This window comes from Paraburkholderia haematera (genome assembly GCF_905220975.1).
GTDB lineage: Bacteria > Pseudomonadota > Gammaproteobacteria > Burkholderiales > Burkholderiaceae > Paraburkholderia > Paraburkholderia haematera.
The window spans coordinates 259,492-275,932 of the sequence record NZ_CAJNBK010000005.1 but is presented as its reverse complement, the minus strand read 5'-3'; the positions used below and the strand labels follow the sequence as shown (position 1 = coordinate 275,932).

General features: G+C 60.8%; 12 protein-coding genes. 9 read left to right on the top strand and 3 right to left on the bottom strand.

The window, feature by feature from the left end; genetic code table 11:
• Positions 1-173 precede the first annotated feature (173 nt).
• Positions 174-1,625 carry an aldehyde dehydrogenase gene (locus KHO23_RS12750; protein ID WP_211611576.1) on the bottom strand — a complete coding sequence of 484 codons (1,452 nt, stop codon included), beginning with the start codon at positions 1,623-1,625 and terminating at the stop codon, positions 174-176.
• Between the two features lie 100 nt (positions 1,626-1,725).
• Positions 1,726-2,553: a p-hydroxycinnamoyl CoA hydratase/lyase gene (locus tag KHO23_RS12745; RefSeq protein WP_211611575.1), complete on the bottom strand. Its 828-nt coding sequence runs from the start codon at positions 2,551-2,553 to the stop codon at positions 1,726-1,728.
• A gap of 167 nt (positions 2,554-2,720) precedes the next feature.
• On the opposite strand from KHO23_RS12745, the gene KHO23_RS12740 reads away from it, so the two are divergent.
• From KHO23_RS12740 to KHO23_RS12715, 6 genes are all read left to right on the top strand, one after another.
• Positions 2,721-3,191 (top strand): MarR family winged helix-turn-helix transcriptional regulator, encoded by a 471-nt coding sequence (locus tag KHO23_RS12740; protein WP_407946050.1) that lies wholly within the window; start codon positions 2,721-2,723, stop codon positions 3,189-3,191.
• Positions 3,192-3,607: 416 nt separating this feature from the next.
• Positions 3,608-4,837, top strand: a complete 1,230-nt coding sequence (gene mhpT / locus KHO23_RS12735; RefSeq protein WP_211611680.1) for a 3-(3-hydroxy-phenyl)propionate transporter MhpT — start codon at positions 3,608-3,610, stop codon at positions 4,835-4,837.
• Positions 4,838-4,907: 70 nt separating this feature from the next.
• A complete protein-coding gene (locus tag KHO23_RS12730; protein ID WP_211611573.1) occupies positions 4,908-6,047 on the top strand; it encodes a porin in 1,140 nt (379 codons plus the stop codon).
• Positions 6,048-6,454: 407 nt separating this feature from the next.
• Positions 6,455-7,882 (top strand): MFS transporter, encoded by a 1,428-nt coding sequence (locus tag KHO23_RS12725; RefSeq protein WP_211611572.1) that lies wholly within the window; start codon positions 6,455-6,457, stop codon positions 7,880-7,882.
• Positions 7,883-7,898: 16 nt separating this feature from the next.
• Positions 7,899-9,098, top strand: coding sequence for a CaiB/BaiF CoA transferase family protein (locus tag KHO23_RS12720; RefSeq protein WP_211611571.1), 1,200 nt, complete (start codon positions 7,899-7,901; stop codon positions 9,096-9,098).
• 2 nt (positions 9,099-9,100) lie between these two features.
• The gene (locus KHO23_RS12715; protein ID WP_211611570.1) at positions 9,101-9,925 is read left to right on the top strand and encodes a citryl-CoA lyase; all 825 of its coding nucleotides are present in this window, start codon (positions 9,101-9,103) and stop codon (positions 9,923-9,925) included.
• Here KHO23_RS12715 and KHO23_RS12710 read toward each other — a convergent pair.
• Complete coding sequence (locus KHO23_RS12710) at positions 9,913-10,677, bottom strand: IclR family transcriptional regulator (protein WP_211611569.1); 765 nt, start codon at positions 10,675-10,677, stop codon at positions 9,913-9,915. The genes KHO23_RS12715 and KHO23_RS12710 overlap by 13 nt on opposite strands.
• A 283-nt stretch (positions 10,678-10,960) precedes the next feature.
• Between KHO23_RS12710 and KHO23_RS12705 the strand changes: the two genes are divergently transcribed.
• From KHO23_RS12705 to KHO23_RS12695, 3 genes are read left to right on the top strand one after another with little or no spacing between them, the layout of a single operon-like run.
• Positions 10,961-13,318 (top strand): type VI secretion system Vgr family protein, encoded by a 2,358-nt coding sequence (locus KHO23_RS12705; protein WP_211611568.1) that lies wholly within the window; start codon positions 10,961-10,963, stop codon positions 13,316-13,318.
• A gap of 4 nt (positions 13,319-13,322) precedes the next feature.
• Positions 13,323-15,659: a M23 family metallopeptidase gene (locus KHO23_RS35045; protein WP_236066817.1), complete on the top strand. Its 2,337-nt coding sequence runs from the start codon at positions 13,323-13,325 to the stop codon at positions 15,657-15,659.
• A complete protein-coding gene (locus KHO23_RS12695; protein WP_211611567.1) occupies positions 15,656-16,351 on the top strand; it encodes a hypothetical protein in 696 nt (231 codons plus the stop codon). Before KHO23_RS35045 ends, KHO23_RS12695 begins: the two co-directional genes overlap by 4 nt.
• Positions 16,352-16,441 lie beyond the last annotated feature (90 nt).

Here is a 16,441-nt window from a genome sequence, read left to right as displayed (position 1 = left end):
TTAGCGCTTTAGCTGTCGACCAGAGTTAGCGCTTTAGCACTTACTCCGGTCCCATGCAAAATGATCGCGGCAATACTGTCTGCCCGTCGAATCGCGATGGCATCGAGTGCTCCGCTCTTCACGGCGGAGCACCCTTCCTCGAAGTTTCGATGTCGTTCATCGACCGCGGGCGATCAGATCGGATAGTGGCGCGGCCCGGTTTGAATCGTGATCCAGCGCAGGTCCGTGAACTCGGCGATCGACGCCTTGCTGCCAAAACGACCGTAGCCGCTCTTCTTCACGCCGCCGAACGGCATCTGCGCTTCATCGTGCACGGTCGGCCCGTTGATATGGCAGATGCCCGATTCGATGCGCTTCGCCACCCTCAACGCGCGCGATATATCGCGGCTGAACACCGCCGCGGAGAGACCGTATTCGCTATCGTTGGCAACCTGAATTGCTTCCTCGTCACCGTCCACACGCTGCACCGTCACCACCGGTCCGAAGGACTCCTCGGCATAGAGCAACATGTCACGCGTCACGCCGTCGACAATCGCCGGTTGCATCACGGCGCCATCAACCGAGCAGCCGATCGGCAGCTTCGCGCCCTTCTCATGGGCATCTTCAACGAGCGTCTTGATACGCCGTGCAGCCGCCACACTTTCGAGCACGCCGAGCACAGAATCGGCCGCGGCCGGATCGCCCGCCTTCAGGGTTCGCGCTTTGGCCGCGAGTTTTTCGACCAACGCATCGGCGATCTTGTGGTCGACGATCAGCCGCTCCGTCGACATGCAAATCTGCCCTTGGTTGAAGAACGCGCCGAACGCGATACCGGCTACCGCCGCATCCAGATCGGCGTCGTCGAGCACCACCACGGGCGCCTTGCCGCCGAGCTCGAGCAAGGCCGGTTTCAGATGCTGCGCGGCATGTTGCGCGACGATGCGCCCAACCCGCGTCGAGCCGGTGAAATTGACCCGCCGCACCGCCGGATGAGCGATCAACCGCTCGACAATTGCCGGCGCGTCTTCAGCGGAATGCGTGACGACGTTCACCACCCCGTCGCCGAGACCGGCTTCCTGCAACACACTGCCAATCAGCCGGTGCACGCCCGGACAGCCCTCGGAAGCCTTCAGCACGACCGTGTTGCCGCAAGCGAGCGGCATGGCAATCGCCCGCGTGCCGAGGATCACCGGCGCATTCCACGGCGCCATGCCGAGCACCACGCCGCAGGGCTGGCGTACTGCCATGGCGAGACTGCCCGGCACGTCCGAGGGAATCACGTCGCCGTCGATTTGCGTGGTCATCGCGGCGGCTTCGCGCAGGATGTTGGCGGCCAGCATCACATTGAAGCCGTACCAGTTCGGCATGGCGCCCGTTTCGGCCATGCCGGTTTCGATGAATTGCGCCGTGCGGGCATCCATCAGATCCGCCGCGGCCAATAGACGTTTGCGCCTTTCCGTCGGCGCCAGTGCCGACCATACGGGGAACGCGCGCGCGGCGGCAACGACAGCCGCGTCCGCGTCGGCCAACGTGGCGGCAGCCGCACGCGAAGCCGCCACGCCGCTCACGGGATTGATCCGCTCGAAGGTTCTGCCGTCCGATGCGTCGCGGCTCTCGCCGCCGATCAACAATGTCACTTCATGCATATCCGATGTCTCCTCGCTGTGTCACTCGCTCAGCCAGTTTTCACACGCTGCGCTTCATGGGCGTGTATCTGCCTGAATCCACCTTGGCGCATGCGATCGCTCAGCGCTTGTAGGTTTGCAGACCCGGCTTGATCGCCTTCTCGTCGAGGAACTGTTTCAGGCCCTGCTCGCGGCCGCCTTCGGGATCGCGCAGTTGCGCCTGATCCAGCTTGGCGTACAGGTAATCCTCGTTCTGATCCCATGTCAGTTCGCGGCAGCGCTTGAAACCGTGCTTGGCCGCGCGCAACACGACCGGATTCTTCTGCAACAGCTTCCCCGCGAGAACGCGTGTGGCGTCGCGCAGTTCGGCACGCGGCACGCTCCGGTTGACGAGGCCCATCTGCGCTGCCTCCTGACCCGTGAACGTCTCACCGGTCATGATGTAGTAAAGCGCCTGACGATGCCCGACGGTATCCGCCATTGCCTTACTCACCAGGTTGCCTGGCGGAATGCCCCAGTTGATTTCGGAGAGGCCGAACACCGCTTCGTCAGCGGCGATCGCGAGATCGCACGCCACCAGCGGCGAGAAGCCCCCGCCGAAACACCAGCCGTTGACCATCGCGATAGTCGGCTTCGCGTACATGCGCAGCAACTGCCATTGCCAGCGGCATGCATCGCGGCGGATTTTTTCCTGCAGGATTTCCGGGCCGGCGTCGACTTCACGGAAATATTCCTTCAGGTCCATGCCCGCGGTCCATGCATCGCCCTCGCCCGTCAGCACGAGAACCTGTGCTTCGGCGTCCAGTTCGACCGCTTCGAGAACCTCGATCATTTCCTTGTTCAGCGTCGGACTCATCGCGTTGCGCTTCTCGGGGCGATTGAACGTGACCCATGCGATTCCCTCCGCAACATCGACCTTGACGGTTTCCCAACGACCTTCGTAATTCATCTGCTTTCTCCGTGAACGTCGGCCGCGACCGCGGCCTGATGGACACATTTAATATCAGGTTACCTGATATGTAAAGCGGAATTTCGTGGGCTCGGTGCAAACCCCTATCGGGCGCATCGACGGTGAGGCGCGCTAAGATGCGGGCTAGACCGGACCTCCTGCCCACCATGAGCAAAAATCAGAATTCATCCGTCGAACCCACCGCCACGCGCACTCGCCGCTCCAACCTGCGGCTGGCCTATGTGATCGGCAGTCTCGACCGCATCCTGCGGCGCCGCATGACCGAGGCACTCGCCCCGCTCGGTTTGACGCTGGCGCAATTCACCGCGCTTTCGGTGCTCGATGCAAAGGGGCAGGCCTCCAATGCGCAAGTTGCCGAGCGCTCCTTCATCACGCCGCAGTCCGCCAATGAAGTGATGAACGCCATGGCAAGCCGGAGCTGGGTCAGCCGTGAGCCGGACCCGACGCACGGCCGCATCGTGCTGCTGCAACTGACCGATGAAGGGCGAGCCGTGTTGCGCGAATGCGAGCAGGCCGTCAAGGCAATCGAAAAGCAGATGATGGAAGGTACCGAGCTCGAAGCGGCCAGCGCGGTACAAGCCCACCTCGAAACTTTCGTGCGTAACCTGCGCGGCTAACATTCCCGCCGCTACACCTTGCCAGGTGTTTTCACTGAAGCGCGGGCACTTGCTTTATCAGCCTACCTGATATTAAATTCAGTCCACGATGCAGCGTATGGAGACGCGGTGCATCGCTTCGAAGCAAACGGACAATATGGACAATACGGACAGTAGCGCAGGCATCGAATCGATGTGCCGCGCGCTACGCCTTTTGGCAGACGGTTCCTAAGCATCCCATCGTGACCTCGATGGCGGTCTGAATCCCGCCTGATCGAGGCTGCCCGGCACACCAGACCATCCCGGCGCAGAAAAAGCGAATCCGCTTGTGCGTCGAGCCGGCACACCGGACGGCGACTCCGCACCTGTCGTTCGCCATCGACACCGGAAAACCACGCATTTTAATAAGGATCACTAACGTGAAAAGAGCCGGAACATTGCCCTCGACAGAAAGCCTTGCCGGACCGGCGACATCCGCCCGGACGAGCGCCCTCGTCACACTCGGTTTGTGTTTTGCCGTGGCCCTGCTCGAGGGGCTGGACCTGCAGTCGGTCGGCGTCGCCGCACCGCGGATGGCACGCGAGTTCGGCCTGTCGGTCGGGCAGATGGGGCTCGCGTTCAGTGCCGGGACTTTCGGCTTGCTGCCGGGCGCGATGGTCGGCGGACGGCTTGCGGACAGGATCGGCCGCAAGCGCGTGCTGGTGATTTCCGCCTGCCTGTTCGGCTTGCTGTCGATCGCGACCGCGCTGGTGAGCGACTTTCACACTTTGGTGATCGTCCGTGTGCTCACGGGGATCGGCCTGGGCGGCGCGCTTCCGAATCTGATTGCCTTGTCGTCGGAAGCGGTCGAACCGCGCTCGCGCAGCACCGCGGTGAGTGTGATGTATTGCGGCATTCCGTTTGGCGGCGTAATCGCTTCGGTGATCGGCGTACTGAGCGCGGGTGACACCGGGTGGCGGCACATTTTCTACGTCGGCGGCGCGGGGCCGCTGGTCCTGGTGCCACTGTTGCTCATATTTCTCGCGGATTCGAAGGCATTCGCCACAGCCTCGCGAGACGGTCGTGCGAAACCCGCGCCGGTCGGCGAGATCCTGTTCGGCGGCACACGCGGCCTCTCGACCGTGCAAATCTGGGTCAGCTATTTCTGCACGCTGATCGTCCTCTATTTCCTGCTCAACTGGTTGCCTTCGCTGATGGCGGCAAGCGGCCTGTCGCGCGCACAAGTGGGCTACGTGCAGATTTTCTTCAACGTCGGTGGCGGTATCGGCGCGTTGTGCATCGGCATGCTAATGGACCGGATGCGCTCAGGCGTCGTGGTGGCCGGCATGTACCTGGGGATCATCGCGTCGCTCGCGGCGCTCTCGATGGCGCCCGGCTTCAGCGCGCTCGCCATCTCGGCTTTCTTCGCGGGGATGTTCGTGATCGGTGGGCAATCGGTGCTGTACGCACTCTCGGCGGCGTTTTATCCGACTGCCATGCGCGGTACCGGTGTCGGCGCGGCCGTGGCGGTGGGCCGTATCGGATCGGTGGTCGGACCGCTTGCCGCGGGTCAATTGCTGGCGATGGGCCGCAGTTCGTCGACGGTCATCGGTGCGAGCATTCCCGTCACGCTGATCGCCGCTGCGGCCGCGCTGTTGTTGCTGCGCCGCCCGCGCGCCGACGATTGACCCGCCGCACAGAAAGAACCCGCAAGTCCTAATAACAACATACTCGATCATTGGTTTGGAGACACTCTGCATGCAAGCATCCACACGCTTTCTTCTTTGCGGCGCATTGTGCGCCGTCAGCGGCACCGCATCGGCTCAATCGAGCGTAACGCTCTACGGGATCATCGACACCGGTATCGAATACGTATCGCACGCGAACGCCGCGGGCAAAAGCGTTTTTCGCATGCCGTCCGTCACGGGCGAACTGCCTTCGCGTTGGGGCCTGCGCGGCAATGAGGACCTGGGTGGCGGCTATAGCGCGGTATTCACACTGGAAAGCGGCTTCAACGTGCGCGGCGGCGATCTCGGCCAGGGCGGCCGGCTGTTCGGACGTCAGGCGTTCGTGGGCATCAGGAGTCCGTACGGAACCGTCTCGTTCGGGCGCCAGTACACCATGACGTATCTCGCGCTGATGGGTGCGGACCTGATCGGCCCGGACATCTACGGTCTGGGTTCGCTCGACGCCTACGTGCCCAACGCCCGCGCCGACAATTCGGTGAGTTACCTTGGCACCTATGCGGGTGTGACGCTCGGCGCGAACTATTCGTTCGGCCGAGACTCGGCGGGCACCGGCAACTCGCCGGGCCAGGGGACCTGCACCGGCTCGGTCGCCGGGCATGCAACGGAATGCCGCGAGTGGTCGGTCATGCTGAAGTACGATGCGCCGCTGTTTGGCGTCGCGGCGTCGTATGAAGAACAGCGCGGCGGCCGTACCGCGGCCGCCAACTTCTTCGACGGCGTTGCGCCCATTGCACTCACCAACGCCGCCGACAAGGACATCCGCACCCACGTCAGCGCCTACGCGAATATCGGCAAAGCGAAGATCGGCGCGGGCTGGCTCAATCGCCGCGTCGAACCCGCCGCCGTCACAATTGCGAGCGTGCGCTCGAATCTGTTCTTCGTCGGCGCCTCTTACTTCGTGACGCCGGCCTTCATCGTCGACGGCGAGGTCTATCACATCACCAATAGCGAGCACGACACGCGCGCCATGATGGGCACGCTGCGCACCACCTATTTGCTGTCGAAGCGCACGGCCGTCTATGCGCAAGGCTCGTATCTCGCCAACAGCGCTAAAGCACGCTACTCGGTTAGCGCCGGCGGCGGTGGCACGACCCCCACGGCGGGCACCGGCCAGACCGGCGTGATGCTCGGCATTCGTCATTCGTTCTAGCCCGGCAGACGCCGCATCAATCACGCATCAATCACGCATCAATCACGCAACAATCACGCAACAATCACCCCGGCCGTGGCTGCGGCCCTCACCCTCGCGCATGCCGGGTAGTTTGCATGCGCGAGGGAATGCACCTTCCCTCTCTTGCCATCCCTCCTTCGTTGCGTCGATTTGAAGAAAATCAATGCACGCCCTCTGCACCCTCCTGTAAGCAGCCCGTCCCCTTACGCAAGCCGCTTTCATTCGGCACCTTCTCGCGATACTGGAACGGATGACAGTCTGACGGCTAGGTAAAACCCCGAATTCCTCGTAAGCACCACACAGACTACCCTCGGCACATTCATTAAATAGAACGTTGTTCTATCTAACAGAACGACACGCACAAGCGATACTCAATGGAGGATTCCATGGCAAGCCTGCCGATCGACGCACCCGGCGCGTCGCCTGATTCGAGCACCGGTGGGCTCACGCCCGGCGTCAACGCGCGTATCGACCGCCTGCCCGCGACGCGCGCGATATGGATGCTGGTGTTCCTGCTTTCGATCGGCGGCTGGTTCGAGTTCTACGATCTGTTTTTCACGGCCTATGTCGGACCCGGCCTCGTCAAAAGCGGGCTCTATGCGACGACAACCGCGTCGTTCTTCGGCGTGTCAGGGCTGGGCGCCTTCGTGGCGGCATCGTTCGCCGGGCTCTTCATCGGCACATTCTTTCTCGCGGGTATGGCGGATCGCTATGGCCGCAAAACCGTGTTTACCGTTTCGCTGCTGTGGTACTCCGCGGCCACGTTGATCATGGCGCTGCAAACCACCGCACCGGCCATCAACCTGTGGCGCCTGATCGCGGGCATCGGCGTGGGCGTCGAACTGGTGACGATCGACACGTATGTCAGCGAACTCGTGCCGAAGCACCTGCGTGGCCGCGCTTTCGCTTTCGTTCACCTGGTGCAGTACACCGCCGTGCCGTCGGTCGCCTTGCTGGCGTGGTGGCTGGTACCGCAAACACCGTTCGGTATCGACGGCTGGCGCTGGGTCGTGATCATCGGCGCGCTCGGCGCGGTGGTGGTGTGGGCAATCCGCCGGCGCGTGCCGGAAAGCCCGCGTTGGCTCGCGCAGCAAGGCCGCGCCGCCGAGGCGGAAAAGGTCATGCAGGCGATCGAAGCGAAGGTCGCGAAGCAATACGGCAAACCATTGCCCGCACCTGTACCGGCTGTCGAACCGGCCACCACCAAGGCTGCCTTCCGCGAAGTCTGGCAGCCGCCGTATCGCAAACGCGCGATCACCATGCTCGTGTTCAACTTCTTCCAGGCGATCGGCTTCTACGGTTTCGCGTCATGGGTGCCGACGCTGCTGGTCTCCAAAGGCATAACGATCACGCACAGCCTGATGTACTCGTTCGTTATCGCAGCCTCGAATCCGTTCGGACCGCTGATCGGCATGGCGATCGCGGACCGCATCGAGCGCAAGACGTTGATCGTGTTGTCGGCACTCGGTATCGCCGTATTCGGCAGCCTGTTCGCGACGCAAACCTCGCCTGCCATGCTGATGACGCTCGGTGTCCTGATCACGCTTTCCGGCACGCTGCTCTCGGTCGGCTATCACGCGTACCAGACCGAACTGTTCCCCACGCGTTTGCGGGCACGCGCCGTCGGTTTCGTGTACTCGATGTCGCGTTTGTCCGCGATGTTTTCCGGCTTCATGATCGCCTTCGCGCTGCGCCATTTCCAGGTGCCGGGCGTGTTCGCGCTGATCACGGTGTCGATGGTGATGGTGATGGGCGCGATCGGCTTCTTCGGACCGCGTACCAACAATCGCAATCTCGACGAAATTTCGCATTGAACAAAAGGCTTCAAAGATGACGCTGCCATTGGCCGGAGTACGGGTACTGGATTTATCGAATGTATTGGCGGGACCGTTTTGCGCGTATCAACTCGCCCTGCTCGGCGCGGAGGTGATCAAGGTCGAGCATCCCGAAGGCGGCGATCTTGCACGGCGTCTGGGCGCCGACAAGGAAGCGTCGATGCGTAACATGGGGGCCTCATTCGTTGCGGTGAATGCAGGCAAGCAGTCGATCACGCTCAATCTGAAAGACCCGCGCGGCAAGACCATTTTGCGCGACCTCGTCAAATCCGCAGACGTGCTGGTCGAAAATTTCCGGCCCGGCGTGATGACGCGGCTCGGCCTCGATTTCGACGCATTGCGCGAGGTGAATCCGAAGCTCGTGTACTGCGCGATCTCCGGCTTCGGTATGGACGGGGAGTTTTCGAAACGCCCTGCCTACGACCAGATCATCCAGGGCATCTCAGGCGTCATGAGTGTGACCGGCGACGCCGCCAGCGCGCCGTTGCGCGTCGGCTACCCGGTGTCGGATACCGTAGGCGGCCTAACCGCCGCATTCGGCATCTGCGCCGCGTTGGTCGATGCCCGCGCGAGCGGGCAAGGCCGCATGCTCGACGTCTCGATGCTGGAAGCCACGCTGGCGACAATGGGCTGGGTCGTGTCGAACTATCTGAACGCCGGTGTCACGCCCGAGCCGATGGGTAACGAAAACTTCACCGCCGCGCCTTCGGGCACTTTCAAAACCGGCGACGGGCCGCTCAATATCGCCGCGAACGAGAACAAGCAGTTCGCTAGCCTATGCCATCTGATCGGCCGCGCCGATCTGCTTGACGACGCGCGCTTTGCCGAGCGCAACGCGCGCAAGGTGAATCGCGCGGCATTGAAGGCCGCAATCGAAGCGGCGCTGGCAAACGACAGCGCGACGAACTGGGAAGCCAAATTCTTCGAAGCAGGCGTGCCGGCCGGGCGCGTGATGTCGGTGCCGGAGATTCTCGCGCATCCGCATCTTGAATCGCGCGAGTTCATCCGCGAATTCGCCGGCGACGGTACTAGTGAGCGGCAACGCGTCACCCGCGCGGGCTTTCGTCTCTCCGATGCCGACACGGCGCCGACCACACCCGCGCCGGCCCTATCGGCTCACACGCGCGAGCATCTCGCCTCGCTCGGTTACGACGACGCACAAATCGACCACCTACGCTCCGAAGGAGTGATCTGAACATGACGCAAGCATTCGACGCCGCCAAGCTCGCCGCCGAGTACTGGAGCACCTCGATCATCGATATTCATCCGGGCTCGATCAAGGTGCGTGGATTCCCGATTCAGGAGTTGATCGGCAACGTCAGTTTTCCGCAGATGATCTGGCTGATGCTGCGCGGCGAACTGCCTGACGCCGCGCAAGCGCGTTTGTTCGAGGCGGCGCTGGTGGCATCGGTGGATCATGGCCCGCATGCACCGTCGATTGCAATCTCGCGGATGGCGACCAGTTGCGGATTGCCGTTGAACGGCGCGATGGCCTCGGCGATCAATGCGCTGGATGACGTACATGGCGGCGCGGGTCAACAGGCGGTCGAACTGTACGATTCCATCGCCGAACGCATGAAAGCAGGCGCTGCGTTGGAAGAAGCCGTCGAGCAAGGTGTCGATGCTTTTACCGCCGAACATGGCAAGTATTTGCCTGGCTTCGGGCATCGCTTTCATCCGATCGATCCGCGGGCAATCCGGCTTCTTTCGCTCGTGGACGAAAGCGTCGAACAGAAAAGTATCAGCGGACGATACGCCGCCATCGCGCGTGGCATTGAAGCCTTGCTCAAGCAGCGCAAGAACAAACCCGTGCCGATGAATATCGACGGTGCAACCGCCGTGATCTACGCCGAGCTCGGCTTTGCGCCGGAGCTGGCGCGCGGGGTATTCTGCCTGTCACGCGCGGTCGGCATTCTCTCGCATGCCTGGGAGCAACGCCGACGCAACGAGCGCAACAAAGGCCCGATCCCGCGGCAGATGAGCTACACCTACACAGGCAAGCCCGAGCGTCACCTGTCCTGAACTTCGGCCGCGCGCCGCTGGGCATGGCGCATGGCGCGCGAGTCGCCGCCTAACGCATCCGTAGCGCGCGCGGCGCAATCGAACAGCGCACCGAGATTGCGTTCGAGGAACGCCTGATCGATACGCGAGCTTGGGCCCGCGAGCGTCAGCACGCCACGCAGACTCTGGCGCACACCGAATACCGGCATCGAGATGCCGGCCGTCTCCCGATCGCGCTCGCCGATCGACACACAGTAGAAGTCCTCGCGAATCTTCTCGTACGGCTCGCCCGGCATGCCGCCGAACGCCAGCAATGCATGGCCGCCCGAGCCGCTTTCCAGCGGCAGCACGTCGCCTTCACGCACATGAAAACGCACCGCATGCGTCGAGTCCACCCGGTGCAGACACACACGCACCGCCTCGTCGCGCACGTAAAAGGACACGCTTTCGCCACTCGTTTCCGCGAGTTCGCGCATCAGCGGCACCAGAATATCGCCGACGTTCAGACTGCGCTGGTACAGCGCGCCGAGCATGAAGGTCGCCGAGCCGAGTTGATAACGGCCGTCGTCCAGACGCAGTAGCAGGCGATGCTGGATCAGCGAGCCCGCGAGCCGGAGCAGCGTGCTCTTGTAGAGCCCCGTGCGCGCCGCGAGTTCGGCGAGCGTGAGCGCAACGTCGTCCGGCCTGAAGGCGAACAGAATCGCGCAAGCACGATCGATGACGGCAACGCCTTCGGTTTCCTTTGAGTTTGATTTGTCGGCAGGCGTTGGCATGAGTGAGCGTGGGTAAGCATTGCTTCGTATCGAAGTGGAAATTTTACGCCATGACGCAGGGTTCGTCATGTGCGCCGATCATCAACGAATCGAAGATTTCTCAAAAAATAATAAAAACCGTCAGAAGTGCGAATATTTGTCAAATTTGGATTTTTCTCATGTTTGTCTCATAGACGTTCACTAATCGCGGCAGGTAACCTCCCCCAGTCGAATCGCATGGGTCTGCACATTCGCTCATGTGCGCGCACCGTGCCATCCAAAAAAACGGGGACTTCACCGCCGCATGAAAAGAACCATCAACGATGTTCTACAGCATCCGAGCGCCAGGCTTAGCCAACATCTCGGTTTCTCGATCCCCACACTGGATCGGTTTCTCGATGTCCTCGAGTTTCGTCTTGTAGAAGAATTTAACGAGATCTATTCGGCCGACATTACCGTCACGTCGGTCGACAAAGAGATCGACGGCGCCGCCTGCGTAGGCCGCCGGGCAAGCTTCACGATCGATGAACGCGCCGCGATCCCGTCGTTGCCGGGTCTGGTCGATCCCGTGGTCGAACCCGCGCGTACCGTCAACGGCATCGTGACGCAGTGGGAACGGGTCATGACTAGCCGCGACGAGGCCACCTACAAGCTGCGCATTGAGCCGCGCGTCGCGCTGTACAGGGAGGTCTACGACTCCGGCATATTCAAGGACAAGACGCTCAAGGAAATGATCTCCCAGTCGATCATCGACAGGAAGCTGATCGACTCGTTCGACGTCGAGTTTCAGCTGGAAGGCGCCGAGGAACGTTTCGAGCAGGCGGTCATGTACGAGGAGACGGTCTGGAATTTCGTGGACCGTCACTGCCGTCGCGCGGGCATCTTCTGGTACTTCAAGCAGGGCCGCAAGGGAGACGGACCGCAACGCGACACGATCGTGTTCGGCAACAATCCGCGCGCTTACGCGCGCGCGCTGGAGGTGCCGCTGATGCCGGTGTCGGGTCTCTCGGGCAACTGGCATGAGGCGGTGCTGTCGATCAGTCCGATCCGCAAGTTGGTCCCGGCCGTGATCGAATTGTGGGAGCACAACTACCGGACGCCCGCGAATGAACTGAAGGCCGAGTCGTACGTCGCGCGTGACGACCGCTCCGTGTACGGCAGCGTGAACCGCAGCACCGAGCACCACCATACGGCGGAGATCGGACAGATGCTCGCCGACGCGCGGCGTGACGAACTGGTTGCGCGGCAGACCACGTTCAAGGGCACAAGCGATGTAATCGGCATGATGCCCGGCATGGTGATGCGCCTGACCAACCATACATTGCCCGAGGCCAAGTACGGCGTAGTGATCACGAAGCTCGTCACGACCGGTAGCCGCACCCAGCCAGTCTTCAACGAGTTCGAGGCGATGCCCTCGCACCTGACGTATCGCCCCGAATACATCCCCCAGAAGCACTGGCGCTGGCTTACTGGCCCGCTGGTTGCCACCGTCGTCGGCGACGACCTGCCCTACGCAGCGCTGGACGAGCATGGTCGCTACCAAGTGCTACCGCATTTCCAGAATCGTACCGGCAAGCGCGGCACGAACACGATGCCGCTGCGCCTCCTGCGTCCCAGCGCGTCGTATCTGGGTGGTTTCCATTCGCCGTTGCTGAAGGACACGGAGGTTCGACTTGACGGCACGTACGGGGACGTTGACCGGCTTTTTATCAGCGGTGCGCTTCATGACTATGCCAACCCAGATGTTGTTCATGGGCTGAGGGGCTGGAACAGCCGGGCGGTATGGCGCTCGCCGCTCAACGGCGCGAAAGTCCGCTTCGAGGACCTGAAGGGCCGCGAAGGGGCCAAGTTCGCGACCGTCTACATGAAGACGTCGCTCAGCCTCGGCAATCTGGTGGACAGCCAGAAGCAGCATCGCGGTGATGGCTTCGAGATCTATACGCAGGGCTGGGGCACGATGCACGCGCCCAAGGGACTGTTTCTTTCAGCCGATGCGCTGTCCAGTCCTAACGCGCCACACCTGGAAATGCAGGCGGCGCTCAAGGAACTGCAATTGGCCTTGAGCCGCGTTACTGCGCTGGTAGATGCGACCACGCAGGCGAAGGCAACGCCGGGCGACAAGGCAACGCAGTCCAGTCTGATGGACGCGCTCGACCAGCTCAAGAGCGCGGGATTGGTTGCGAGTGCTCCGGGCGGCATTGCGCTGGTGACGCCGCGCTCGATCCAGCAGGCCGCAAGCGAAAACGTGATGGTGACGGCGGGCAAACATGTCGATGTCAGCGCGGTCAAGCGCTTCACGCTGGCTGCGGGCGACCTCATTTCGCTGTGCGCGCACAAGCTTGGACTGAAGATCTTTGCGGCGAAGGGCAAGGTCGAGATTCAGGCACAGAGCGATGCGATGGATCTGTTTGCCGACAAACAACTGCACGTGGCAAGCGCCAGCGAGGACGTGCTGGTGAGCGGGAAGACGAAGGCGGTCATCGCCAGCGGCGGTGCCGCGCTCACGATTGAGAACGGCAGCGTTGTGTTCCATTGTCAGGGCGAGTTCCGGATTAAGGCTGCTTCGTTTACGTTCGAGGGGCCTGCGAATGTCGAAAATGCCCTGCCCAATCTGCCGCAAAGCGAATTGACGGTTACGAACCTCTACAACATGTCGCGCTAAGACGATGATCATCAGCCCTCCTTTCCTGCCCGTTGCGGGCATGACGTCCACCAACCTCGCGCTGACCGACCCGATGATGAGTGTCGTGGACGAGTTCGAACTGGCACATGGTGTCTATCCGATCGCATTCGACCGCCGGTGGCACACCGGCGTACATCTCTACCCTGCCACGCAAAACGAGAAAGTACGCGCGATTGCTGATGGCGAAGTCGTCGCGTATCGGGTGTGCCAGCACGCCATAGATGGCGGCACCCCGGACGACAGCAACGCGGGTTTCGTCCTGCTCAAACATACCAGCGAGACGGGCGACGGCCGGACCCTGACGTTTTATTCGCTATACATGCATCTGCTGGCGTTGAGCGCTTACAGCAGCGTTGGCGTTGATGGCAATGTGTTGCCGGAATTTCTGCGCCTGCCTTCGCCTGGAGGAAGTCTGAATCCGCCAGTCGCGCCTCCCGCACAAGCCGGCGGCGGGAAAAAGGTATCGCGCAAAGATGTACTCGGACTCCCGGGTGGTTGCCACGGGCAGCGGCATATCCACTTCGAGATCTTCATGCTGCCCGAAGATTTCGATCGCTATTTCGGCGCGACGCAACTCGGGAACACGCAACCCCATACGCCGGCGGGCACCGACTACTGGGGTCATAGCTACTACATTATTCCGGCGGGTCAAACGTTTGTGGCGCAGCCGCCGGGAACGGTCAATGGCAAGTTGCACGGGATCACATTCGATCCGCTGCATGGCGGCCAGAACACGCTGCCTCTGCATGTCGAGTCGTACTTTCATAGAGGCAGCAAGTACACGAGTGTCTGGAGTGTCGCGGCAGACGGTTCGCGGACCCCGCTCGTGACAGACAAGCCGGAGTCTGAGTACGAATACAAGCTGTACGAGCGGGCGACGAAACTTTATCCGACCTGTCCGAGCGACGGGTATGAACTGCTGCGCTTCGGCCGAATCCTGTCAGGCTCACCTTCCCTTCCCGCCGGGGCGGCAAAAACAACTTGGATACGTGCAGCGTTCGCGGCTGGTCAGGAGGGTTATATCGACCTCAACAACGAAAAGATAGTGAAGCTGTCCGATGCAGATTTTCCGTTCCTCGCGAACTGGCAAAAGGTTAGTGAAGGCAATAGCCCGTTTGCGAGTGACGGGCTGTGTGACATCGATCGATTGAAAGCGATCCTGGGAACTGCGAAAGAACATCAGACGCAGCAGGAGCAAGGCGAGCACGAGGAATATCAGAAGGAAGAAGCGCTTGTTCGGTACGTCCGGAATACGGCTGGTGTGCGTGATCTGTTCAAAGGGTTTGTCTGTCAGGCGCCGAGCGAGTGGGATGGAGCGAATAACGATGCGCGCTATGGAAAGCTGCTGAGCCAGCAGGGCGAATTTTATTATGGTGATAGCGCGGGGTACGGGAAGTTTATGGCGTTGCTGAAGCAGTTTCAGTTCTGGGATGCGACGCACTTGCAACCGGGTGTGAAGCTTTGGTTCTTTCATCCGCTCCAGTTCATTCGGTATTTCAGGAGGTGCGGATGGTTGAGTTTGCGGGAGCAGACTCAGTTGTTGCCTCGAAGATCAATGCCAACGGCCGGTGGATCCATTTCATGGAACAAGAGCGCAAAGCGATTTACCAACGGCACCCTCGATGAAGGTGGAACTGCCCCTCATGGCCTTAGCGCAGCATTCAATCACATATTCCGCAAATACGGGTTCTGCGGGGGTCTTCGAAAGGCACACTTCTTGGCCCAAATTTTCAAAGAGACAGGTGCCTTGCAATTCACAAGTGAGTACGGTGACGCCGCTTACTTCACCAAAATGTACGAGAACTACACTACACAGGACGCGGCCTATGACTTTGATCATAAACATGCTTGGCTTGCGACCAATGGGTTTCTTAAGAACCGCGATCGTCCGACGTATATCGCCGTGCGCCCGGGTGAAATTCACGACAAAGCTGTATCTAATGGAAACGTGCAGCCCGGCGACGGTCCCCGGTTTCGAGGACGCGGTCTGATCCACCTCACTTGGCGCGACGGCTACCGTAACTACGGCCTTTACCGAGCAAAAGACTATACGACCGATCCCGCACCGGACCTTTTGCAATCCGACGCGGAAGTGGCAGCGGATTCAGCGGGCTATTTCTGGGTCAAGACTCGCATCAGTGTGAAAGCGGATCACGGCGCCAGCAACCAGGACGTCCAGGCATGTTTTCGCCTAGTTGGAGGCGCAGGTGGCTTGCCGGAACGACAGCAGTTTTTTCGCTACGCCTATTTCATTCTTGGCGACACATGCAACATGCCCGCCGAAGTTGGACTGGAGCGCCAAATGGATAGTACGCAATGATTCGCCCCGGTATTGTGACGTGCTGCCTGCTGCTAACTTCGACGACCTATGCGCAGTCGGCAGCCGATGCCGCTCACATCCGAAGCATCGGAACCAATCCTATTGATCCGAACGCGGAGGAGCGCTGTGGCATATCAATGCGGACACCAAACCTCACACGTGTCGATGGACAACCGATTAATTTTGCATGTTCTGGCACATATAAAAGCGGCGCTTACACGTTCATGAATATGGATTTTCAGTACGATCCGAACCTCGAACTCAGCGGTGGCTCCCACATAAGCTTCGTAGTGGACAGCTTGAGCATTGAGAAAAAAATAGCGGCTGGGGGAAACAGCATATTCCGCTTGAGACTCGGCGATAAGTTGCCGACCCTGGCACCAGACTCCGCATATAAAGAGTCGAACTGCGGTGACCCCGTCATCAAAACTGACATCACACCCATCCAAGGAACCAACTGGCACGGCTGGATTGCCGAGGAAACGTTCGCGAGAGCTCATAGCCGTTGCAAGCCGGCGAAGGAATACACGTCACGTTATCGCTGCGTTCATGTCATGGTTGGCAACGACAAAATGACGGCCCAATTAGATGACGTGTGTCTGCTACGCAAGCGCGAGCTTAGCTTGGAAAATGGCTTCAGTTATGACCTCTTTATGGACATGCTCAAGACGCTTCGTTTTAAGGAGGGTTAATTTCATCAAGGCCGAACTCCTTCACTCAATCAGCAACGAGTTCTATCGATAAATATTCCGCTCCTAAGTAAACATACCTTCAAAGGAAAC